15 protein-coding genes, 1 tRNA gene and 1 pseudogene are annotated in these 22,109 nt (G+C 65.6%); 4 read left to right on the top strand and 13 right to left on the bottom strand.

What is annotated here, in order from left to right; genetic code table 11:
* Positions 1-26: 26 nt before the first annotated feature.
* From ettA to G6N38_RS01595, 6 genes are all read right to left on the bottom strand, one after another.
* The gene (gene ettA, locus G6N38_RS01570; protein WP_163745943.1) at positions 27-1,700 is read right to left on the bottom strand and encodes an energy-dependent translational throttle protein EttA; all 1,674 of its coding nucleotides are present in this window, start codon (positions 1,698-1,700) and stop codon (positions 27-29) included.
* Between the two features lie 112 nt (positions 1,701-1,812).
* Positions 1,813-2,274, bottom strand: a complete 462-nt coding sequence (locus G6N38_RS01575; protein ID WP_163745944.1) for a single-stranded DNA-binding protein — start codon at positions 2,272-2,274, stop codon at positions 1,813-1,815.
* Positions 2,275-2,398: 124 nt separating this feature from the next.
* Entirely contained in the window at positions 2,399-4,405 is a 2,007-nt protein-coding gene (locus tag G6N38_RS01580) for a bifunctional copper resistance protein CopD/cytochrome c oxidase assembly protein (protein WP_163745945.1), read from the bottom strand.
* A 15-nt stretch (positions 4,406-4,420) separates the two neighbouring features.
* On the bottom strand, positions 4,421-6,757 hold the full coding sequence (locus G6N38_RS01585; RefSeq protein WP_163745946.1) for a glycerol-3-phosphate 1-O-acyltransferase: 2,337 nt from the start codon (positions 6,755-6,757) through the stop codon (positions 4,421-4,423).
* Positions 6,754-8,370 (bottom strand): HAD-IB family hydrolase/lysophospholipid acyltransferase family protein, encoded by a 1,617-nt coding sequence (locus G6N38_RS01590; protein ID WP_163745947.1) that lies wholly within the window; start codon positions 8,368-8,370, stop codon positions 6,754-6,756. Before G6N38_RS01590 ends, G6N38_RS01585 begins: the two co-directional genes overlap by 4 nt.
* Positions 8,370-9,836: a wax ester/triacylglycerol synthase family O-acyltransferase gene (locus G6N38_RS01595; RefSeq protein WP_163745948.1), complete on the bottom strand. Its 1,467-nt coding sequence runs from the start codon at positions 9,834-9,836 to the stop codon at positions 8,370-8,372. The genes G6N38_RS01590 and G6N38_RS01595 overlap by 1 nt, the downstream gene beginning before the upstream one ends.
* A 343-nt stretch (positions 9,837-10,179) precedes the next feature.
* On the opposite strand from G6N38_RS01595, the gene G6N38_RS01600 reads away from it, so the two are divergent.
* The gene (locus tag G6N38_RS01600; RefSeq protein WP_163745949.1) at positions 10,180-10,920 is read left to right on the top strand and encodes an SDR family oxidoreductase; all 741 of its coding nucleotides are present in this window, start codon (positions 10,180-10,182) and stop codon (positions 10,918-10,920) included.
* Between the two features lie 3 nt (positions 10,921-10,923).
* On the opposite strand, the gene G6N38_RS01605 is transcribed toward G6N38_RS01600, so the two are convergent.
* Positions 10,924-12,132: an alpha/beta hydrolase gene (locus tag G6N38_RS01605; RefSeq protein ID WP_163745950.1), complete on the bottom strand. Its 1,209-nt coding sequence runs from the start codon at positions 12,130-12,132 to the stop codon at positions 10,924-10,926.
* A 287-nt stretch (positions 12,133-12,419) separates the two neighbouring features.
* Here G6N38_RS01605 and G6N38_RS01610 point away from each other — a divergent pair, with 287 nt between their 5' ends.
* A complete protein-coding gene (locus G6N38_RS01610) occupies positions 12,420-12,773 on the top strand; it encodes a hypothetical protein (protein ID WP_163745951.1) in 354 nt (117 codons plus the stop codon).
* A gap of 96 nt (positions 12,774-12,869) precedes the next feature.
* Positions 12,870-12,943: transfer RNA gene (locus tag G6N38_RS01615), tRNA-Arg, on the top strand.
* Between the two features lie 58 nt (positions 12,944-13,001).
* Here G6N38_RS01615 and G6N38_RS01620 read toward each other — a convergent pair.
* The 3 genes from G6N38_RS01620 to G6N38_RS01625 form a co-directional block, all read right to left on the bottom strand.
* The gene (locus tag G6N38_RS01620; RefSeq protein ID WP_246227600.1) at positions 13,002-14,126 is read right to left on the bottom strand and encodes a site-specific integrase; all 1,125 of its coding nucleotides are present in this window, start codon (positions 14,124-14,126) and stop codon (positions 13,002-13,004) included.
* Positions 14,127-14,257: 131 nt separating this feature from the next.
* Positions 14,258-14,464, bottom strand: a complete 207-nt coding sequence (locus G6N38_RS31145) for a helix-turn-helix transcriptional regulator (RefSeq protein ID WP_345229295.1) — start codon at positions 14,462-14,464, stop codon at positions 14,258-14,260.
* A gap of 388 nt (positions 14,465-14,852) precedes the next feature.
* Complete coding sequence (locus G6N38_RS01625) at positions 14,853-15,737, bottom strand: hypothetical protein (RefSeq protein WP_163745952.1); 885 nt, start codon at positions 15,735-15,737, stop codon at positions 14,853-14,855.
* Between the two features lie 272 nt (positions 15,738-16,009).
* Here G6N38_RS01625 and G6N38_RS01630 point away from each other — a divergent pair, with 272 nt between their 5' ends.
* A complete protein-coding gene (locus G6N38_RS01630; protein ID WP_163745953.1) occupies positions 16,010-17,290 on the top strand; it encodes a hypothetical protein in 1,281 nt (426 codons plus the stop codon).
* A 26-nt stretch (positions 17,291-17,316) separates the two neighbouring features.
* On the opposite strand, the gene G6N38_RS01635 is transcribed toward G6N38_RS01630, so the two are convergent.
* The 3 genes and pseudogenes from G6N38_RS01635 to mobF form a co-directional block, all read right to left on the bottom strand.
* Entirely contained in the window at positions 17,317-18,144 is an 828-nt protein-coding gene (locus G6N38_RS01635; protein ID WP_163745954.1) for a hypothetical protein, read from the bottom strand.
* A 1-nt stretch (position 18,145) separates the two neighbouring features.
* Positions 18,146-18,913 carry a hypothetical protein gene (locus G6N38_RS01640; protein ID WP_163745955.1) on the bottom strand — a complete coding sequence of 256 codons (768 nt, stop codon included), beginning with the start codon at positions 18,911-18,913 and terminating at the stop codon, positions 18,146-18,148.
* A gap of 206 nt (positions 18,914-19,119) precedes the next feature.
* A pseudogene (gene mobF / locus G6N38_RS01645) lies at positions 19,120-21,902 on the bottom strand (MobF family relaxase).
* Positions 21,903-22,109: the final 207 nt, after the last annotated feature.

A 22,109-nucleotide genomic window follows, 5' to 3' on the forward strand; every position in this document is an offset into this window, starting at 1 on the left:
AACCGGCGCTGGTCCGCAGCGCCACATTAGTCGCGTGTGAGCCTGCGGTGGGTGACCCTGTGCGGACGGGCCGCGTCGGCTCCCAATCGCTCGAGTTTGTTCTCCTCGTAGGCCCCGAAGTTTCCTTCAAACCAGAACCACTTGGCTTCGTTGTCGTCGTCGCCCTCCCACGCCAGGATGTGCGTGCAGGTGCGGTCCAGGAACCAGCGGTCGTGGCTGATCACCACCGCGCAGCCGGGGAAGGTCTCCAGCGCGTTCTCCAGCGAGGACAGCGTCTCGACGTCGAGGTCGTTGGTGGGCTCGTCGAGCAGGATCAGGTTGCCGCCCACTTTCAGGGTGAGCGCCAGGTTGAGCCGGTTGCGTTCACCACCGGAGAGCACCCCGGCCGGCTTCTGCTGGTCGGGTCCCTTGAACCCGAACGCCGACACGTAGGCCCGCGATGGGATCTCGTTCTGACCGACCTCGATGAAGTCGAGTCCGTCCGAAACCACCTGCCACACAGTCTTTTTCGGGTCGATGCCGGCACGGCTCTGGTCGACGTAGCTGAGCTTCACGGTGTCACCGACCCGCACACTGCCGCTGTCGGCCTCTTCCAGCCCAACGATCGTCTTGAACAGGGTCGTCTTACCGACACCGTTGGGACCGATGACGCCGACGATGCCGTTGCGGGGCAAGGTGAACGACAGGTCCTTGATCAGGACGCGACCATCGAAACCCTTGTCGAGGTGTTCGACCTCGACAACGACGTTGCCCAGTCGCGGCGGAGCCGGGATCTGGATCTCCTCGAAATCGAGCTTGCGGGTCTTCTCCGCCTCGGCAACCATCTCCTCGTAACGGCCGAGACGGGCCTTGTTCTTGGCCTGTCGGGCCTTGGCCCCGGAGCGGACCCAGGCGAGTTCCTCACGCAGCCGCCGCTGCAGCTTCTGGTCCTTCTTGCCCTGCACCTCGAGGCGGTCGGCCTTCTTCTCCAGGTAGGTCGAGTAGTTGCCCTCGTACGGGTAGGCGCGGCCGCGGTCGAGCTCCAGGATCCATTCGGCGACGTTGTCGAGGAAGTACCGGTCGTGGGTGACGGCCAGGATCGCGCCCTTGTAGTCGGCGAGGTGCTGTTCGAGCCACAGCACACTCTCGGCGTCGAGGTGGTTGGTCGGTTCGTCGAGCAGCAGCAGGTCGGGCTTGGACAGCAGCAGCTTGCACAGCGCGACGCGACGCTTCTCACCACCGGACAGATGCGTCACCGGCTCGTCGGGCGGCGGGCAGCGCAGCGCGTCCATCGCCTGCTCCAACTGGGAGTCGATATCCCAGGCGTCGGCGGCGTCCAGCTCCTCCTGGAGCTTGCCCATCTCGTCCATCAGCTCGTCGGTGTAGTCGGTGGCCATCAGCTCGGCGACCTCGTTGTACCGGTTGAGCTTGCCCTTGATCGCCACGCCGTCCTCGACGTTCTCGCGGACAGTCTTGGTCTCGTCCAGCTTCGGCTCCTGCATGAGGATGCCGACGGTGGCGCCGGGCGCTAGCAGCGCATCGCCGTTGTTGGCCTGGTCCAGGCCGGCCATGATCCGCAGGACGCTCGACTTACCGGCACCGTTGGGGCCGACGACGCCGATCTTGGCTCCGGGCAGGAAGGCCAGCGTGACGTCGTCGAGGATGACCTTGTCGCCGTGCGCTTTGCGGACCTTCCGCATGGTGTAGATGTATTCCGCCATTGCCGCGGTGTTGCCTTCCGTCTGGTCGTGAATTGCTCGCCGACCATCCTAGGCGCGCGTGACGAAAGCCTCGCGGCCGCGCTGGCCAGCCCAGCGCGGCCACTGCGGCTGCCTACGCGGACAACGGGAGGTCCGTGGTCTCCTCGGCGTCGTCGACGGCGTCGGATTCCAGGGGATCCTCGGCCTCGGGCTCGTCGACGGCGGGTTCGGCCGGCCTGGGCTGAGGCTGCTCGAAGCGGATGATGGCACGGGACAAGTCGGGGCCGACCGCGCTGGCCCGCATTTCCAGCGACGAGCGCCGCACGCCCTCTTTGTCCTCGTACTCGCTGGTGAAGACGTCGCCGACGACGATAACCGGGGCGCCCTTGTAGAGGCCGGCGCCGACGCCGGTGACCAGCTTGCCCCAGCAGTTGACGGTGATGAACAGCGAGTTGCCGGGCTCCCAGGTGCCGTCACCGGTGCGGCGGCGGGAATTGCTGGCCACCCGGAAGCTGATCAGTTCCTGGCCGCCGACGATCCGGCGGCGAGGGTCGGTCACGACGCGACCGACGACAGTCAGATGAGTTTCGAACATGGCTGTGGTCCTTTCGTTTCTCTTGGGTTGTGCGCCTCCAGTGAGCCGCCGGACCCCGACAGCGACGTCCGCATTGCGTCGAACCGGCTGTGGGTTGGGGATGGATCTCGGACTGGGGATGGATTCAGTGATTGCTGCCGCTGGCATCGCGGCGGGCCATCTCGGCCAGCATCGCGTTGTAGGCGGCCAGGTCTGCGTCGTCGTCGCGGTCGGCGGCGCGATCAAGCCGCTTGGCCGTGCGCCGGTCGCTGCGACTCCACTGGACCAGCAGCGCGATCATCACCACCACGAGCGGGATTTCGCCTGCCGCCCAAGCGATTCCACCGCCAAGATGCTGATCACCGATCAGGTCGGTGTGCCAGCTCAGCCGCAGCGACCGGTAGAAGCTCTCCCCCAGTACCCGCGGCATGCCCATCATCACCACGCCGAAGAATGCGTGCAGCGGCAGCGAGGCGAACACCATCGCGATCTTGGCCACCGGCGGCAACGGCCGCGGGGTGGGGTCGACGCCGATGACGACCCAGTAGAACAGGTAGCCGCTCATCAGGAAGTGCAGGTTCATCAGCACATGTGCGCCGTGATCGCTGACCGCCGCGTCGAAGATGCCACCGAAGTACAGGCCGTAGAACCCGGCGACGAACACGATGGTGGCCACGACCGGATGGGTGAAGAACCGCGACCACCTGCTGTGCAGGGCGTCGAGCAGCCACTCCCGCGGCCCGGGCGGGTTGCCCTTGCCCGCCGTCGGCAGCGCCCGCAGTGCCAGGGTGACCGGCGCGCCCAGCACCAACAGGACCGGCACCAGCATCGACAGCAGCATGTGCGCCGCCATGTGCATGCTGAACATCGCCGGCATGTAGCGCCCCAGGCCCGACGACGTGGTGAACAGCAGCACCGCACAACCCAGCAGCCAGGCCACGGTCCGACCCACCGGCCAGGCGTCACCGCGGCGGCGTAGCCGGATCACCCCGGCCACGTACACCGCCGCGAGGACGATCGCGGCCGTGCCGAAGGCCAGGTCGAAACGCCAGTCCAGCAGGATCCGCGCGACCGTCGGTGGACCGGCGAAGTCGTAGCCGATCGCCACGTCGGCCGGGGATGGGTTCGCGTCCAGTGGCGCGGGCGGCGGGGTGCGGCCCAAGCCGACCGCGATGCCGAACGTGAGACCGAACACCAGCGCCTCGACGGAGGCCAGCCGGATCAGCAGGCCGCGCGCCTGCGGGTCGGCCTGCAGGGCGGCCACCGGCCCGCGGCGTTGCCGCCACCCGATGACGCCCAGGGAACACAGCGCGACGATCTTGGCCACCACCAGCCAGCCGTACTCGGTGGCGAACAGGTCGGACAACCGCATCCGGACGAAGGCGTTGATCACACCGGAGAGCGCCATCGCGATGAAGCACCAGAACGCCACCGCCGAGAAGCGTCGCGCCGCCAGGCCGGCATGCTCGCCGCCGCGGAGCGCATGGGCCAGCAGGGCCAGCAGCCCGCCCGCCCACAACGCCCCGGCCAGCAAGTGGATCAACAGGCTGTTGGTGGCGATATCGTGCGCGCCGCCCGCCGACGAGTGCCCGGTGAGGCCCAACGGGACGAGCGTGATCAGCGAGCCGGCCAGCAGGAACGGCGTCCATGACCAGCGCAGCACCGCACGGCCCGCCATCGCCACCGCCAGCGCCAGAAACGCCGTCCACCGCCACGCCCCGGCGGTATCGACCAGGCTAGTCACCGACCACAGCTGGACTGGGTTGAGGTGGTCACTCAGTGGCTGACCGGAAACATCGGAGACGGTCAGCGGAATCAGCAGGACAGCGCACACCGCCCACACCCCCGAGGCGGCGACGCCCATCTTCAGCGCACGGTAGCCGGCGACATCGAGGACCCCGCTGTCCTGCGGCGGGACGAAGAATGTCGCGAACAGGAACGAGCCGACCGCCAGAACCGCCGCGATCTCACCGGCGGCGCGCACGAACGGCAGACCCAACGTGGTGACCGGCCCGGGGTCGGGCAGCCCGGTGGCGGTCAGGGCGTCAGCCAACGACAGAGCCCCGATGCCAGCGGCGGTGATCCCTGCGAGCAGCGCCACCATCCATAACACCGGCCATACCGCGCTGCGGCGGTCGGCGGGTGCGGTCATGGATTCAGCGTAGGTTCAGGCGCCCTGCTCACGTAATTTCAGCTCGCGGGCGGCGAACTGGTCGGCGGACAACCTGCCGATGCGGATCATGTCCGTCAGGATGCTGCGCAGCTCGTGGCGGAAGTCCTCCCGCCGCTGCCGCAGGTCGGGAGCCGGCTCCAGCAGGTGCTGGTCGGCGGCCACCTGCCGCGCGGTGGCGAACAGCAACGCCGACACCGACTCGTTGCTGCGGATCCGGCCCTGCGCCGCGTACTGCGCCCCCACGCCCAGCGCCAGCTTGGTCAGGTCCTTCTCGTCGATGTCGGTCGGCGCGTCGCACAGCACGTCGGCGACGATCTCGTAGGCCTCGAGGAACGGCCGCAGCATGGCGTGCGACATCAGCGGCCGCTTGGCGCGTAGCAGGTTGTCCACGGCGTCACCGCCGGCGGCGACCTGTACTTCCCAGTCTTCTTGCCACGACATCTCCTCGGCGAGATGCTCGCGGAATGCCGCGGAATCGGCGAAGTAAAAATCGAACTTCAGCAGATCACGCAAACGCATCGCCTGGTCCCAGAACACCGCGACCCGGTCACCGTCGGGCGCCCGCCCGGCGTGGGCCAGCGCCAGCTCGGTGATCGCGGTCTCCAGGAAGGCGTGAATCAGCGTGTTCCGGTAGAAGGCCGCCTCGTGTTCGTGCTCCGGGGCGATCCGCCACACCGGCTCGTGCCCGCCGTCTACCCGGGTGACCGGATGGCCGTTGGACAGGGCGTCGACGGCGGCCCGCACGCCTTCGGGGGTGCGCAGTCGCAGCGCGCTGTTGGTGACCGGATTCTGTTTGCGTTCAAGGTAATCCAGCGAGTCCTGCAGGGTGTGGTGCAGCTGGCTCAGCGTCAGCGCACGACCGCGGGTGGTGAGCAGTAACGCCGACACCAGCCCGGTGGCGTTGATCGGTGTCACCCGCAGGATCCGCCATGCCACCTCGAACGCCATCTTCTGCATGGCCAGACGTTTGGCGGCCTCATCCGAGGCGACCGGCCCACCCGGCTCGCCGAGGTATTGCCGCATCGACACCGCGTCGGGGAAGCGGACATAGATTTTGCCGTAGTTGCGCTCCCCCTGCGCCTTGATGAAGTTGAACAACCACTCCGCGCTCTCCGGGGTCTTCTCCCCACCGCGGGCGTAGTTGGCGTACTCGGTGGTTTCGTGCAGCTGGTCGAAGCTGATCGACACCGGCTGCAGCAGGATATCCTCGCTACGACCGTCCAGATAGGCGTCGGCGACGTAGGCGAGCAGACCGAGCTTGGGCGGCAACATCTTTCCGGTTCGCGACCGGGTTCCCTCGATCGACCAGCTGAGGTTGAACCGCTTCTGCACGATGAACCCGACGAACTGGCGCAGCACATACTTGTAGAGCGGATCATCGAGCTTGCGGCGCAGGAAGATGACACCCGAGCGGCGCATCAGCGGCCCCATGAACCCGAAGGACAGGTTGATCCCGGCGAACGTATGCGCCGGGGGCAGCTTGTTCTCCTGCATGGCCACCGGGACGATCACGCCGTCGAGGTAGGACCGGTGCGACCACAACAAGACTGCCGGATGGTCCTCCAGCCCGCGCCGCATGGACTCGATTTCCATGGCGTCGTAGTCGATTCGGGGATCGAATCCCCGGCTGAAGATGGCGCGCCCGAGGTTCGGGATCAGGTCGACGGAGAACCTGCTCCACCCGGTGGCCAGCTCGTTGAGCATCTCCTCGGCCTTGACCGGGGTGGCCCCGGGGATCTGCTCCAGGCCCTCCATGAAGCGCGAGGACGCCATCAGCTCGTCGGTGATCAGTCGGGGCGACTTGTATTCCGGCCCGAGTAGGCGCAGTTCCATCCGCTCGACCGCCAGCGCCGCGCGGCGCAGCACGAAGCGTGCGAAGTCGCGCGGCCTGTCGCCGACGGTGTTCTCCTGCCACAGCTGACGCAGCTCGGACACCTTGGCCGGTTCACCGGCGACAATACGGGCGCGGGAGGGGTCCTTACGAAGGATGTTGCGCTGCAGGAGTTCCGGCGGTCGGTAGGTGTCACGACCGGAGAGCAGGCCGACAATCTTGACCCGGGTGGGCAGGCCGCCGGGAACCCAGAACACCCGCACCGGGACGACCAGCCGGTCCTCCCCGACCCCGAGCTCTTCGACGAGCTGGGCCACCACCCCCGGCGGCGGATCGCCGGCAGGTAGGCGCAGCACCTCGACCTTGGTGTCGGGGTGTGCGCGGCGTTGGGCATGCAGCCAGTCGTTGAGCAGTTCGAACTCGGCCTTCGAGGACACCGACGCCAGCACCAGCGCATCGTCGGTAGTGCTGAAGTCGGTCAGATGGTCGGTGTGGGTCATTCGCGGCCCTCGGCATTCGGCGACTCTGCGGCGGGAGCTTTCTTGGCCGGCACCTTCTTGACGGGCGCCTTCTTGACCGCCGCCTTCTTGGCGGGCGCCCTCTTGGCGGGTGTCTTCTTGGCGGCCTTCGCGGGCGCCTTCTTGTAAATCTCGGGCACCGGCAGTTCGCCCTCCGGCCAGTCCTTGAGCGTGTCCAGATACAACTGGCGAACCTCGTCGATGCGTTCCGGCAGATCGTCGAGCGTCCAGTCCGCGACCGAAAGTGGCGGATAGACAACGATATCCACTTCGCCCGGATTCATGGTCGAGGAATCGCGGGAAGCGATCACCTCGGCGTTACGGATCACGATCGGCACCAGCGGAACTCCGGCGGCCATCGCCAGCCGGAAGGGTCCCTTCTTGAAGGGGCCGACGGTCCGGGTGTCCAGCCGGGTGCCTTCGGGCGCAATCATGATCGACAGGCCTTTGGCCACCATCTTCTCGACCTCATGCATCGTTTCGACGGCAGCCTTGGGGTCGTCACGGTCGATGAACACGGTGTCGACGAGCTTGCCCAGGGTGCCGACGACGGGGTCGCTCTGCAATTCTTTCTTGCCGACGCCGGTCCAGTTGTCCCGGAGCAGCGACGCCGTGATGACGGGGTCGGCGTTGTTGCGGTGGTTGAAGATGAACACCGCGGGGCGCTGCTTGCGGAGGTTCTCTTCGCCAAGGACGTTGAGCCGCACGCCGTTTGCGAGCAGCAGCAGATTCGGGAATGCGGTGGTGAAGAAGTTCAGCCCGCGCCGCCGGCTGCGGGTGAGTGCTCCCCACCAGATCGCGCCGGTCGCGGCAGGCACCAGGGCGCCGACACCGAGCAGGGTACGAACCTGACCCATCAGCCCGCCGCCGCCGCGGCTGTGGAACTGCAGGATCGGCCAGCCCCGCCGGCGGGCCACCGCGGCCATCTTGCCCTCGGGGTTGGTCGGCCGCGGATTGCCGACCAGATACATCAGCGCGACGTCCTCGTCGCCGTCGGCGTAAAAGTAGGAGTCCTTGAGGTCAATGTCGTTGTCGGCGGCGAACTTCTGCACAGCGTTGGCCTTGCCCGGCCCCCACAGGATCGGCCGGACCACGTCACCGGTCAGCACGTCGTTCTCGTCGACCTCGAACCGATTGGTCAGGGTGTTCTTGATCCCCAGGAAGTTCGCCACCGGTTCGACCTGGATGGTCAGCGCCGACGAGCTGAGCACCACCGTGTGCCCGCGCTCCATATGCGCATGCACCAGCTCGCGCATCTCGGGATAGATCCGGTTTTCGATCTTCTGCACGAACATGCGCTCGCCGATTTCGTGCAGATCGCTTATCGCCCGCCCACGCAGGGCCTGGGACGCCTTGGTGATCAGTTCTTCGAACTCCAGCCGGCCGAGCTGATGGTTGAGGCCGGCGGCGATCATCGTGATCAGCTCACCGATACCCATATCGCGGCTGCGGAAGCGTTCCTGGGTGAGGATGACCGCGGTGAACCCGGCCACCAGGGTTCCGTCCAGATCGAAGAACGCTCCGATCTGCGGCCCTTCCGGGCTGGCCATCACCTCGGCGACCGACCCGGGCAGCCGCATCTCCTTGTCGCTCATCAGAAGGCCACCGATCCGTTCGTGGAGGGTTGGGCGGAGTTGTCGGCCTGATCAGGGAATGACGAGGGCACCACGCGCGGTGGCGGATCGCCGGCCAGCGCCAGCACCTCGTCGAAGCCCTCACGCAGGCACTGCGCGAACAGGCTCTCGTCGGTGATCGATGCACGGTCGTAGCGAGCGGTCACTGTCGCAAAGCCGCCCCGAGACACCAGCACGACCATCATCGCCACCCCGGGAAGCGGGCCGATTCCGAACTGCCGCAACACTTTCGCTCCGGCGATATAGGTATCGCCGGCGTAGACGGGCACATTGCTGGCCTGCACATCCGAGGCGATCACCGAGCCGGTCATCGCCTCGAGGACAGCGTCGGGCAGCAGCCCGACCACCGGCGCGACGGCGCCCATCAAGTCGATGGCCGCCTCCTCGCGCCGTGAGGTCATCTGCTTGCGGATCTTCTGAATCCGCACGCCCGCGTCGACGACGGCGATCGGCGCGGCGAGGTTGACCCCGGCGAACCGGTTGCCACCGGCCGGGTCCGCCTCGGCGCGCAGGCTCACTGGGACCGCCATCGGCAGGCTGTTGATCGGGACGCCGAGCGCCTCGTGGTAGCGCCGCAGCGCCCCGCACAACCCGGCCAGGTAGGCGTCGTTGATCGAACCGCCGGCGGCGTGTGCCGCCGACCGCAGGTCGGCCAGGCGCATCTCGATGGCTTCGCTTCGCGACGACAGGCTTCGGCGCCGCAACAGCGGGGACGGCTCCGCGGCGCGGCCGAGGACGCGGCGTCCGGAGCGGGCGTAGTCAACGACGTCCCACACCGCCGTTCCCGGGTTGCGCACCACCCGTCCGACCACCGAAATTCCGCCCGAGACGGCGCCGAACAGTCCGCTGACGATGGCGCCGGGCAGCTGGTTGATCCCTTCGCGCATCAGGTCGTTGGGCGTGAGGTCTTGCGGCACCGGCATCGGCGGCGCCGGCTTGGGTGCCGGTTCGCGTTCCAGGTCGTAGATCTCGGCGAACATCGCGGTCGCGCCGACACCGTCGGTGATGGCGTGGCTCAGGTGCAGCAGGGTGGCGGCCTTGCCGCCTTCCAGACCTTCGACGAGGGTGGCCGTCCACAGCGGTCGCGAGATGTCCAGCGGCGACTGCAGGCTCACCTCGGCCAGGTCGAGGACCTCGCGCAGCGTGCCGGGCTCGGGCACCCGCACCCGGCGGACATGGAAGTCGAGGTTGAAGTCGGGGTCGACGACCCAGCGGGGCGCGGCCGTCGGCAGGGTCGGCACGACCACCCGTTGGCGCAGACGGAGCACCTTGCGCGAGGCGTTCTCGAAGCCCGTCCGGAACCGATTCCAGTCTGGTGTGCGGTCGAGGATCTCCAGGGCCATGATGCCCGACCGGGTCCGCGGATTCGCCTCGCCGCGGTGCAGCAGCATGTCCAGGGCGCCGAGTTCGTCAACGGGTCCGCTCATCGGTCCACCCTCATCGACACCGCCAGCCTCTCTTTCCCGGATCCGTCCACGCGGTAACCACGCTAGTCGGCGCACAGGAGTGGCGGGTCTCGATTGTGAGACGGCTTGACGTGCCTGGCCTGCCGCGGCAATCGATTCCGCCGCACACCTTCGGTGGATTCCGCGAAAGGGCCAAGGACTCAGTCGAGTCCGACTGGGCCACGCACAGCGGCGGCAGCAGTGCGGCCACTACGTAGGCATCCATGTCGACCTCGACCGCCGTTTAGCGTTATCTTATTTTTACCTTAATTTTCTTAGAGTTCGTGTAGTCTGGGCCGTGCCGCAGCAACGGAAGGAACCCGCCATGCAGCAACCCGCACGCGTCGTCCTGATCACGGGCGCATCGAGAGGCATCGGAGCCGAGGTCGCACGCCAGCTCGCCTCCCCCGACACCCACGTCATCGTGAACTACCGCGAGAAGGCGAACCGGGCGAACGCGGTCGTCGACGCGATCCGTGATGCCGGCGGGAACGCATCAGCCCTGGGCGCCGACATCTCCGACGCCGCCGAGGCCGCGGAAATGATGGACTACATCGCTACCCACTTCGGGAAGTTGGATGCACTGATCCTCAACGCATCAGGTGGCCTCGAGATGGGCGCGGATCCCGGTTATGCGATGCGGCTCAACCGCGATGCGCAGCGCCGACTGGCGATGCTGGCCATGCCGCTGATGCCCGCCGGGGGCCGGATCGTCTTCGTCACCAGCCACCAGGCCCACTTCTATCCGCACAAGGCGGTGCCAAAGGGATATGCGGGCGTGGCCGCAAGCAAGCGGGCGGGCGAAACTGCGCTCTACGCAATGCGTTCCGCATTCGATCATGCCGGAATCCACTTGACGGTGGTCTCCGGCGACATGATCGACGGGACCATCATCGTCCGGCTGTTGCAGCGCCGAGACCCCGAAGCGGTGGATTCCCGTCGCCGGCAGGCCGCGCTGCCGACGGTCGAAGAATTCGCCACCGCGATCGTCAATGCCGCGATCACTCCGAGCCCGTCGACGATCGTCTATATCGGCGGCGCCGACTATCTGATGACGGTGGCCTGAGCGTCAGCTCGCTGAGCTGACCGCGGCCCTTCCGGTGCCCTTGCCCGCGGCGACGTGCCGGCCGTACACGATGCCCAGGAAGCTCGCGACGGCCTCGGCCGCCAGCTGGCAGCGCAGTGTGGCGATGGTGTCGAACGCGTGGTGCGCGTTGGGCAACTCGGCATAGGAAACAGTGCGGGGCCCGGACTTTCGCAGTGCAGCGGTGAAAGCCCGCGCCTGCGAACTCGGTATGACGGCGTCGCTTTCACCATGCAGCACGAAGAATGGCGGGGCGTTGCGGTGGATGCGGTGCATGGGCGACGCGTCCCGGTACAGCTTGGGCTCATCGGCCAGGCGACGTTGCATGACGACGTGCTCGAGCAGCGGCATCATCAGCGGGTGCATGTTGTCTGAGTTCGTCAGGTCGTAGACGCCGTAGTAGGGAGCGGCGGCCTGCACGCTGGTGTCGGCGTCCTCGAATCCCGGCTGCAGAGTCGGGTCCCCCGCGGTGAGCGCGGCCAGCGAAGACAGGTGCCCGCCGGCCGAGCCGCCGGTGATGGCGATGAAGTCGGGGTCTCCCCCGTACTCCGCGATGTTGTCCCGTACCCAGGCGATGGCGCGTTTGACGTCGATGATGTGTGCCGGGAACGCGTTGCGCGGGCTGCGGCTGTAGTTGATCGAGACGCAGATCCAACCCAGCTCGGACATCCGAGTCATCAGCGGATAGCCTTGGCCCCGTTTGTCATTGACCGACCACCCGCCGCCGGGCACGTGGATCAGGACGGGTGCGCGATACCCCGCAGGCAGGTCGGGGCGGCGCCAGACGTCGAGTAGATGATTACGCCCACCGGGCCCGTAGGAGATGTTCCTGGTCTTTTTTGCGTAGCGGCCGCGATCCCGCATGGCGGCGAGGACGCCGCCCAGATTGGGGCGACGAGCCGCGTACGCCTCGAGCGGGTGGTGCACGGCGTCGGTGTAGTTCGCGCCGAAGGAATCTTGAAGCGCGGCGTCGAGGACGGTATCGGCCTTCTGGACAGCCAGCGCGCAGGCGATCTTCTCCAGCGGCGAGGGAATGGCTGAGAGTGCGTGACCGGTGAGGACGTGCGGCGCAAATTCGGCCGAGAGCCAGCCAAGCACCCAACCCGCGGCAGCCGGCGACCCCCGCAGCAGCAGCGAGCCGGTATGGAACGCCTGCGCACAGCGCGCGGTGACCTGCTCGATCGGGCTGCTCATAGCTGAAGACTCCCTTGTCCTTAGCTCGTCTAACGCGTTTGCCAATGCCCCGGCGTGTGCCAGTCGTCACACCATAACTCAACTTTTGCCGAAGCTGAGGAATTCTCAGGTTCTAGTTTGTTTTGACGCTGTTCGCGCAGGCCAGACGCCAAGGTAACCGGCGAATCAAGTTAGGTTGCTCAGCCAGGCCGCGTGTCGGCCCGGCAAAGTGAACAACCGGTGGCGTGACGCTGTCTGCCGGTTTGACTCCCAGGAAACGTCAAGCGATTCCCAGCGATGATTTGACGATGCTCCTCGAGAACCCGTACTCCGCAGCTGTTGGCGCCCTGGCCGCCCGCACCGAGCCGACGTACGTCGCGCACCTGTCCGCGCCGTTGAGCCGGCGGTTTCCGCGAAAGTCGACGGAGCATGCGTCTCATCCCAACGATGCAGCTCAGGCCGGGCTGTTCAACGAGCTGATGCAGGCCGAGATCGATGATCTCGAGGACCTGATCCTCGTTGCCGAGCGCCGCTGGTCGAGCCGGGTCGACGCCGGCTGGGGTGCCGAGCGGACGCCCGAACCAGTGTTGCGGCTGCGGGAGAAACTGAAGGAAGTGCAGCGGCTACAGAAGGCGTTGCAGGCCCGATTCGGCACCGATTGAATACTCGCGCGGATCTGCGCTCATCAAGATTGCAATTCACAGAGCGCTACACACGCCCCAGCTGGCAAACCAGTCCCGCTAAACTATCGGCGCGCTGCCTCCGTAGCTCAGTTGGATAGAGCAAGGGCCTTCTAATCCCTAGGTCGCAGGTTCGATTCCTGCCGGGGGCGCTGGTCAGAGATGGTATTTAGCCGTACTAAATAAGCTCGGTCGGCGTTTATTCGGCGTTTATAGCGGACCTGAGTTGTCGGCGACGGCGTTGTCGAGCAGATCTGCCACCTGGTTGTGGACGCGGCCGCGGCTCATGTATCGGTCCTGGGTCATCGAGACTTTGGCGTGGCCAAGGTGGTCGGCACCAATTCTCGCCGACAGCCCGGCGTCATCGATGAGCGTCGCGACTGTCTTGCGGAAGCTGTGCGAGCTGATGTCCGGGACGCCCAATTCATCGCGGATCCTGCGCCACTGCCCGGCGAAGTTGTCGGGGTCGCGCAGCGTTCCGCTGGTGGACGGGAAGATGACGGATTGCTGGCCAAGGTACGGCAGGTTCCGGCGCTCGGTGAGCGTCGCTATGGCGAAGGCTGGCAGCGGGATGACCCGTCGGCCGGCGGCGGTCTTGGTCTCGTCAACCCGAACGAGGCCGTTCGCCTTCTCCCGGATGACTTTGCCGGAGACCGAGATAGTTCCGGCATCGGCGTCGAAGTCGGTCCAGCGCAGCGCCAGCAGTTCGGAGCGGCGTAGGCCGGTGGCGATCAGGAGGGTGATCGGGTCGGTCAGATCGCGCTTTTGGCACGTTTCTGAGGCCTTCAGCTTGGCGAGGAGGTCACGCAGTTGGTCCGCGGTGAGCGCCTGGGCGCCTTTGGGCTGTTCCTTGGACTTGATCGCCTGAACGTCGCGCACCGGATTGGCGCCGAGGACGTTGTTGAGGACCGCGAGTTGGAGTGCTCCGCGCAGCAGGGTCCTGGATTGGCGAGCCATGACAGCCCCGTGAGCGGTGCGCATGGACCGCAGGGCCGCGTCCAGTCTGGCGGCGGACGCCTCCCCCACTTTCACGCCGGCCATGAACTTAGTCAGCTTGGTGGCGGTGTAGCGGTAAGTGTCGAGTGTGCGGGCAGAACGACCGTCTTCGGCCAACCGTTCGATGTGTTGGTCCACCAGAGTCATGACCAAGGTCTCCAGGCCGATCGAGCCTGCCCCGGAGGGCGGTCGACGATCGGCGAGCGCCTCGATTAGTGCGTCAGCGGCGAGCTTGCCGTACTTGTCATATTCATCGGGCGGTCCAAGCCGTTGAACCTTGCGCGTGACGCCGTCGGCGTCACGAAAACCGGCACTGCGCCAACCAGATTCCGCCGCCAAGGTGCTTGCGCGTGATGTTGCCGTGTTGGCCGATGCGCAATGATGGCCGGCCGGCCACGACTTATTCCTGCCCCGGCGAGCGTTGCGTCGCCCGCTGGAACTCTGATACCGCGATCATTGACCGATCATACTTAAGCCGAGTCGCGCTTGCCTTCAGCGAATTGCTTTCTTTCCCAGTCAATTACGTCGCTTAGCAGGTACCGGACGTGCCGCCCGAACTTGGCGTACCGCGGACCAGTCCCCTTCGAGGCCCACTCGGCCGGCGTCTTGACTGGCAGCCCGTATCGGTCGGCGAGATCTTGGCGGGTAAGCCACTTGTCATCGGGGTTCTCATCCATGGCGGTCACTTCCTTCGGGTCCGCCCCAGGTCGGGTGATTCAACTGTAAGTCGGCCCGTGGGCAGTAGCTGCGGTGATTTCGGACAGGATCGCCCCCGGCGCCCGCGGACTATCGGAAGTAGCCAGCCCCGGACCGACCTCGCAGCTCATCCGTGCCGACGCAGTCTTATCGATTCTCACGTGAGCCCATCCGTCCTCCGCCCGGCTGAACCCTTGGCACTTGTGCACTCATGCGATTTCCCAATATGTTCGGCCACAAATTGCCGGCTTACGTCGGTCCAGGCCTTTGTTCTCTGGGTCCGACCGAGAGAATTAAACCTGCGATCGCTCGATCCCCGGGCCACAACACTGAGTTCGCGCGTATTAGCGCGCAGCTACCCAAAGAGCGTTAGCCGACCAGCGGACTCCCCTCGTCATCCTCATCGTCAGAGACCTCGACGCGGGCGAGGACCTCTCCCGTGGGACCGTAAATCGTCACCGCAACAATCGGTTTCGCTTCACCTTCGGCTACAGGTGGTTCACGACGGATGCGCTTGCGGGCCCAGGCGACTGCACCGCGGACCGCGGCGGTGGACAGGTCGCCGATCAAGCCTGAGGTGGCCGCTCCTGCAATGAATATCGCTACTGATTCCAAGATCGGGCCTAGGCCGCCCGGCTCTCGGTAGTAAAGATCGGCGGCCAGTCCTTCGGCGGCGAGAAACTCCGGCAGCTCCTCGACGAGGGCAACTTGGTCGGGTTCCATATAGTCGGTCCGGCCGAGCACCTCAACGTGGACCGAGGGACGCTTAAAAGTTGAGTTCTCGACCGGATCGCCGACCAGCATGTTGACTTCGTCGTTATTGATAGCGACCTTTCGCAGGAGTTCACCATTCGGCCCGAATATCGACACGCTTACTGTCGGCCGCCGGTCGGCAGTGGGGTCGTCGTCGGGGCCCGTGGCGCCGGTTGGCACACGCGCACCCGGCGGTTCCCTGCGTATCCGCTCGCGCGCCCACTTGATCGCCCCAGTCATCGACGCCCACGCGACGCCACCGATGAGACCCGCGGCGACGTTGTTTCCGATGAACACCGAGAGGGTCTCGATCGGCGCCCATAGATCTGCGCCGCCCGCCCGGCGATAGTGAAGGCGAGCCGTCACACCCTCAGCGGCAAGGTACGCGGGTAACTCGTCCAGGAAAGCCCGTTGGGGTGGACTCCCGTCGTGGATACTGCCGAGCACCTCGACGTCCACGACGATCTGCGTGCTGGCTGCCTCGACCGGGTGACCCGTCATACCAAAGAACCCTATCGGCGGCGCCGTCGTCGGCCCTGACTCACCGCAACGGCGTCGCGCCATCATCACGACTGCGAACGGGCCGGGGCGGCAGTCGGACCTTAGCGTTGTACTCGACCGGTGCGGCTTCGCGGCGGTCGCGGACAGCTTCACCGAGGCTGCACCCGACGGCCGGCGCCGTTGCTGTGAATCGGCGCACTCGGCTGAGCACTCCCGGCAAAAGCCAGCGCTGATGGTCTGATGGTGTCCCTGGCCCGTGCGACGCTTGGACCGTGACCGACGGCGCCGCGCCACGCGAACAGCGATTTAACGCGGACTGGGACGACCAGCAGCGGTTTGAGGGCGTGGTCGCATTCTCGTTCGTGCTGCCATTTCTGCTTCCGCTGGAACCGCAGACGATACCGATCGGCGTCGACGACGAGTACCTGCGAATCCGCGGCGTGACACCAGCCGGGATTGACGACGCCTGGATGCAGATGCCGCTCAGCTGCTTGACGATGTGGTCAGTGGCGGCTGAAGAAACGAACCCTGTCGTCGAGGACGCGACGGTGGCATCCGCTGGGCTGGCCCAAATCACCGGCCGAGAGCCTCTGCCCGCTCCGCCGCGCAGCGATGACTACGGCCGGAGACGCTCGGCTGTGATCGTTCTGATGCCGGTCAAGAGCCGCGCCGCTGCCCTCACCCCACCGCACGACGGCAAAGTGGATCCGCTTACGCTCGCGCACTGGCTGATCGCCGATGCTGTGCGGTCATCGCGGATAGCTTCCATGGCCCCGATCCCGGAGCTGCACTACCGATCACTGAACCCGATCGTCCCCGCCACGTTCGGAGCTGTGGGCGAAGGTGGACAACTCAGATTCGACGACAAGCAGACAGTTATCTTCCTCGACCACCTCCCCGCGAAGCTCGCTCCGCCGCCGACAATCGACCCAGCTGTGGCCGGCAGGATCTTCGGGGAACTCACTCGCGGCAGCATCAGCGCGCTGGTCCGCGATCACTTCGCTCGCGCGTACGCCGAACACTCTTCGGGCGACCGCAGAGCGTCGGTCCTCAGTCTCGCCATCACATGTGAGCTGATGCTTGACAGCACCCTGGCTGCGATGCTGTGGGAAGAAGGTCAGACGCCCGTCCAGGCCGCGCAAGTGTGGGCCAACACTAGTTCGATCACGCAACGGGTGAAGTCGTTTTATGCGGGCCGTCTCGGCGGCAGTTGGCACGTCGACGGCGACGGTCCGGTCGGTCGCTGGCGTGAACACATCGTCGATGTCCGAAACAGCGTCATCCATTCCGGCCGTACCCCGTCGGAACCGGAGTCGAAGCACTGTGGGGAGGTGACGTCCGAGCTGCTCACCTTCGTGAGCAAGCGCTTGGTGCTCAAGTGGAAGGCATACCCGAAGACGCTGGCGGTGTTGTGCGGGCCGTCGTCGGTCGAAAATCACGCCTCAAAGAAACAGCGTGACAGGGTATTTGCGGAGCTCGAACGCTGCTCAACGTTCGCCGTCGAATTCCACAGATGGCGCGATGAGTGGCTGCGGGAACGCACCCTGTTGTAACCAATCGGCTCCTCGGTTCACCGCTCCTAATCCGCCTGCACCACGTTGCCCCCGCGGTCCCGCAGCTCCAGCCTCAATGTCATCCCGTGCGGCCGCCCTGTGGTGCGGATGCGGTACAGGCACCACGCCTGCTGCACTACCCGCCGCGCTATGGCGAGCTCAGTGAGGAACAGACCAGTGTTCGGTACCCGCGCGCTCATCCGTCCGTGCTCGTACATGGGCTTGCTGTCCACCTCAGCGGTCACCGTGCTCAGCGCCCAGGTCTTCGCGTGGCTGACGCCTGAACAGATCCGCCAAGCGGTAAGGAGGGACTCCGGGTGCCCGGGCAGGTCATCGATCGATGCGATCAGATTCTCAAATCCGCCGGACCTCCCGGCCGCCAAGCTAATGCCCAACTTCTGCGCGGCTTCGGTGGCCCATTGCTGTCGTTCCTGGTGTTCACCGCCGTCGTCGAGAGGTGTTCCGCTGTACGCCTTCTCTGAGTACCGCCACGACTCGCGGTGCTGCCAGACGAGCCTGGCGAGCCGAGTATCGACGTCCTCCGGCATGAGCAGCCAGACTGCGGCGCCAGCTGACTCATAGGCTGCCCGCAGGAGTGCGAACTGCGGAGTTGTCCACTGCCAATTGAGCATCAAGGTGCAGGCGGCCTCGACGTTCTCGACGGCGTACAGGATCCCACGGCGGGCCAGGCTCGCCGCCCAGATGTCAGGGAAGCGGGCTTCGTCGTCCGCGAGGTCACTGTTGGGCTCGGCGTGGTGACCGGGCTTCTGCTCCACGAGTGATCCGATTTCGAGTACGCGGTCCAGTTCGCTACGGATGTCGCGGTCGATGTCGGCGCTGTTCGGGTCGGTCATCTCAAGGCTCGCCGCGTCCCGTCCGTCCGGGCATTGCTGTCATATCTGTGGTTGCTTGCCCATCCTCGGTTGGCGTTTCCGGCGTCGTACCACGCCCCTGCGCGGCCGCTCGCCGACTACGTCCCCTACCGGTCGTGTTCTCCGCCGGAGACTCCCCCAGAATCAAAAGATCGCTCTTGAACGCGGAGTGCAGGTCGTCGCGTAACTCCAGGTAAGACTTGCCGTCTAACGAATCCGCGACCGCCCCGCCCGATCCGCGCGCGTGGTCCTTCGCGATGATGTTCGATAGGTAGGTGAATCGGTGCAGGGCAGCGCATGATTCGTCAGCACCCAGCACCAAGAGGATATTCGTTAGGGTACGTGAGCGCTGCGTTAGCTCGTTGAATGCGTGTTGGTCTGCGACGCCCCACTTGTCGAGCGGATTGCGCGTGTTGCTACCCAAGAGGTCCTCCAACGAGCGGACGATTCCGAGAGCTTCTGCCATCCGCTCAGCAAGCTGAGACTGGCGGGCGAGTTTTGCATCTGCGACACGGTTGCTCCTCGAGTCTTTGGCTGCCGCACGGATCTGCCACCAAATCCCCCCAAGGGCAATAAAGGCAGCCAGAACGGTGATGCAGGCCGCGATGATTGTGGCCCATGAGATCGGCAGTCCGGTTTCGTGGGGCGAGAGCTTATCGACAACGTCGCTTGGCAGATTAACGATCACCACCTGCGTCGGAGTTGGGGTTGGCACGGGGATGGATGGAGTTGGCGGCGCGGTCGGAGACACGCTTGGAATTATCGCTTCTGTCGGCGGTGATCTTGCGCGCAACGCCTGAGGTAACACGCACAGCTTCCGAAAGTCCTTGGCCACCTTTATAGATCGCGCGGGCCTGTCGGCGGGTATCGGATCAGACCACCTAGGGCACTCGCGACCCTCGAAGACAAAAGATGTCTACATGTCGCACGCCCTCTTGATCGGGTCAGATTGTCGAATCAAAGTTCAAGTCCGTAGTCAGTGCTGCGATCTTGATTTCCGCTGATGTGCCGTTCCGGGGCTTCGGCCATGCCGCGGTTGTGTTCTTCGCGCTGCGCCTTCCAACTCCCGTAGACCGCTTGTCGCCGTTCCGTAGCCGCCGCGCGCATATTGAGTAGGTCGCGGACGCGATCGGGAAGAGCTTCCTCGGAGGCTTTTCCGGCGTAGTCGTGCGCGGTGATGGTCGGCTCGGCGCAGGCGAGGATACCGTGAATGAGGGTGGCAGCTTCTGAGCTATCACCTCGCTGCGTGAGATGAGTTCCGGCAGGTTTTTCGTGCCCGAATTCGCTTGCTTCGGTGCTCCGTTCGTAGATGTGGGCGATGTTGGCGTGGCGCCCGCGGGTCATGGCGACGTAGAGCAAATTGCGGCTGGCGGTGTCGCTGAGGACGGCGTGGCACGCGTCGGCGGTGACGCCCTGGGCGGAGTGCACAGTGACGGCGTAGCCGAGGCTCACGTGCTCCCGAACGTAGTCGTTTTCGAAGACGACACGGGCGTTGTCATCGAGACGCTCTGCCGCAACACGATTCGTCTTGGCATCGATTGCAGCGACCCGCCAACGGTTTCCGTTGCGCACAGACGGTAACGACTCTGCGTTGGGCGTCGAGTGGTGAAAGGCGATGGTGGGGTCGTTGCGGCGGCTGATGATTAGGTCTCCAACGCTGATGTGTTGGCCTCGTGCGCCTACAACAGAGCGGGCATTCCGGTCGATTCGGTCGTTGTGGATACGGAGGTTGAGCGCATCGGCCATTTCCGTGGTGTCGCAGACGAGTAGGGCGTCACGGCCGACCTCTGCGTCGGCCGTGTAAGCGGCAAGCGCGTCGGCTGCCATGGTGATCGCATCGCCGTGGTGCAGCCGATCGTGGCTGCGATACCAGTCCACAGCGTCGCGGCGCGCAGCTGGCTCGCCGTCACGCAGCGCGAGGGACGCGGTGCGTTCTTCCGGGTCGCTCATCCGCCACACCTCGGAGAGGCGCTGCGTCCACGGAAGGTCGGTGCAGAGTTGGGCGAACATGCCGCCGCGGGCCTTGACCGGTGCCAACTGGCTGGCGTCACCAACGAGGACCGTCTTCGCACCCGCCCGCGTGGTAGCGGTCAAGAGCTGTCGCAGATCGTCGGTGCCGACCATGCCGGCTTCATCGATTACCACGACGGTCGCCTCGTCCAGCTTCAAGGTGTTGTCGTGTAACAACCGCAGCGCCTTGGCGACCGTCAGGCCGTCATCTCCGGCGCCTTCGCGCATCGCGACGTCGACAGCCTGGCCGGTCGGCGCGAGGACCAGAACGCGCGCACCGAACCGATGGTGTGCCGCGCTGGCGAGCGCGCGGAGGGAGGTGGTCTTGCCTGCTCCCGCCGGCGCCGAGAGCGGTTGTACGAGCCAGGGCGACTCGCCGATGTTCTGCACGGCAGTCGTCTGATCCAGCGATAGTCCGGCGGTGTCGTCGTCACGCACCCAGAAGATTGCGCGATCGTTTGTCGCGTCGACCAGGCGGAGTAACGCGCCAGGGTAAAGCGCTCATGGCCCTCCCGCTCGTGAGCGGCACGCGGCGCAGTCAACCGCATCCCGATCTCGTCAACAGCGGCTTCCACCACGGCGCGCGGCGACTGGTCCCCATCGACCGGAAGTTGCGCGCCAACGATCTCGACAAGGTCTGCGCGAGTGAACACCGCCTTCTCGATCTTCTCCGCCGCCGCGGCCAAACTCGCGCCGTCGAACGCAGTGTGCGCCGCGGCACGGCGCGCCGCACGCGCTTCCAGAAAGGCGGCGCGGTCCAGAACCAGACCCCGCGCGTCCTCGCGCCACTGCCGTTGCAATTCGCTCCACGCGAGCTCTTCCGGTTTAGCGGGCCGGGTGGCTTTCTGTGCCGCCGCAAGCTGTGCCGCTCTCAACGGGCCGTCCACCGAAACCAGGTTGTGTGCCGCCCACTCTCGTAGCTGCGACGAGCGCCGGGACCACGCAGTGATGGTGTCGCGATCAACTCCCGCCGTCTCGGCCATCCCCGTTCCCGGATCTACCGGCGCCCACTCGATCCCCAGCGATTGGTGTAGTTCGCGACGCAACGTGGCTTGATAGATGACACCCGCTGCACGGGCTTCGTGATACACCGACGTTCCGTCGATCGACACCAGCACCCCATCAGTCCGGGCCTGCCGATTCGGCACGAGCACATGGGTATGCAGATGCGGATCTCCGCACCGCGACGTCTCATGCTGATAGGCCACCGCGATTAATCCCGACAACTTCACGAGGTCCTTCTCCCCCGTCACGCTGTTATGTACGCGGGTGTAGCCGGCATGCGCGGCCACGTACTCCATCGCCTCCGCGAGCGCGGTCGAATGCGCGGCAGCGATCGCCTTTTGGACCACATCATCGGCGCGCAATGCGCGCAGTAGTGACACGCTCTTGGGCGCGGCGAAGGTCAAATCGAAGCCGTGCACACCGCGGCTACCGAAGGCGCGTCCGCGCGCGCCGTTCGGCGCGACACCGTCGTCGAGCCAGCGCGCCACGGCCGCCGAATCGGCTTCCCCTCCGGCGCGCTGAACATCGGTCAAACCCACCAACCGGGCCACGGTATCGGAATCGCCCGCGCACAACCATACTGGGGTGCGCGTCTCATGTTCGGAGTAGTACTCCCCCAGGCCACCGTTGGCTCTTTTTAGGTCGGAACTGGCGCGCCCGGCTGCCTCGGCGGTGTCGATGTAGTAGCTCACCGACGACCGCTTCAACTTCGAAATTGTCAGCATCAGGGCGCCTACTCGAAAGCGGAGACATCGACGCTTAGTGCGCCACAACCAGTCTCGCACCTCCTGTGCAAATGTGCCAAGGGTTTAGATACTAAATATCAAGTGCTGCAGTACTTTTAGGATACAACGAGAGGAGACAAGAAGAGGTATCGGATGATTGGGAGGGGCAAGGAAACGATGAGACTAGCAGCCTCATGGATTGGGAGG

The organism is Mycolicibacterium helvum (assembly GCF_010731895.1).
Classification (GTDB): domain Bacteria; phylum Actinomycetota; class Actinomycetes; order Mycobacteriales; family Mycobacteriaceae; genus Mycobacterium; species Mycobacterium helvum.

Coding starts and splice junctions, on each gene's coding strand:
- ettA (WP_163745943.1), bottom strand. CDS start 1,700: ATGGCGGAATACATCTACACCATGCGGAAGGTCCGCAAAGCGCACGGC.
- G6N38_RS01575 (WP_163745944.1), bottom strand. CDS start 2,274: ATGTTCGAAACTCATCTGACTGTCGTCGGTCGCGTCGTGACCGACCCT.
- G6N38_RS01580 (WP_163745945.1), bottom strand. CDS start 4,405: ATGACCGCACCCGCCGACCGCCGCAGCGCGGTATGGCCGGTGTTATGG.
- G6N38_RS01585 (WP_163745946.1), bottom strand. CDS start 6,757: ATGACCCACACCGACCATCTGACCGACTTCAGCACTACCGACGATGCG.
- G6N38_RS01590 (WP_163745947.1), bottom strand. CDS start 8,370: ATGAGCGACAAGGAGATGCGGCTGCCCGGGTCGGTCGCCGAGGTGATG.
- G6N38_RS01595 (WP_163745948.1), bottom strand. CDS start 9,836: ATGAGCGGACCCGTTGACGAACTCGGCGCCCTGGACATGCTGCTGCAC.
- G6N38_RS01600 (WP_163745949.1), top strand. CDS start 10,180: ATGCAGCAACCCGCACGCGTCGTCCTGATCACGGGCGCATCGAGAGGC.
- G6N38_RS01605 (WP_163745950.1), bottom strand. CDS start 12,132: ATGAGCAGCCCGATCGAGCAGGTCACCGCGCGCTGTGCGCAGGCGTTC.
- G6N38_RS01610 (WP_163745951.1), top strand. CDS start 12,420: ATGCTCCTCGAGAACCCGTACTCCGCAGCTGTTGGCGCCCTGGCCGCC.
- G6N38_RS31145 (WP_345229295.1), bottom strand. CDS start 14,464: ATGGATGAGAACCCCGATGACAAGTGGCTTACCCGCCAAGATCTCGCC.
- G6N38_RS01625 (WP_163745952.1), bottom strand. CDS start 15,737: ATGACGGGTCACCCGGTCGAGGCAGCCAGCACGCAGATCGTCGTGGAC.
- G6N38_RS01635 (WP_163745954.1), bottom strand. CDS start 18,144: ATGACCGACCCGAACAGCGCCGACATCGACCGCGACATCCGTAGCGAA.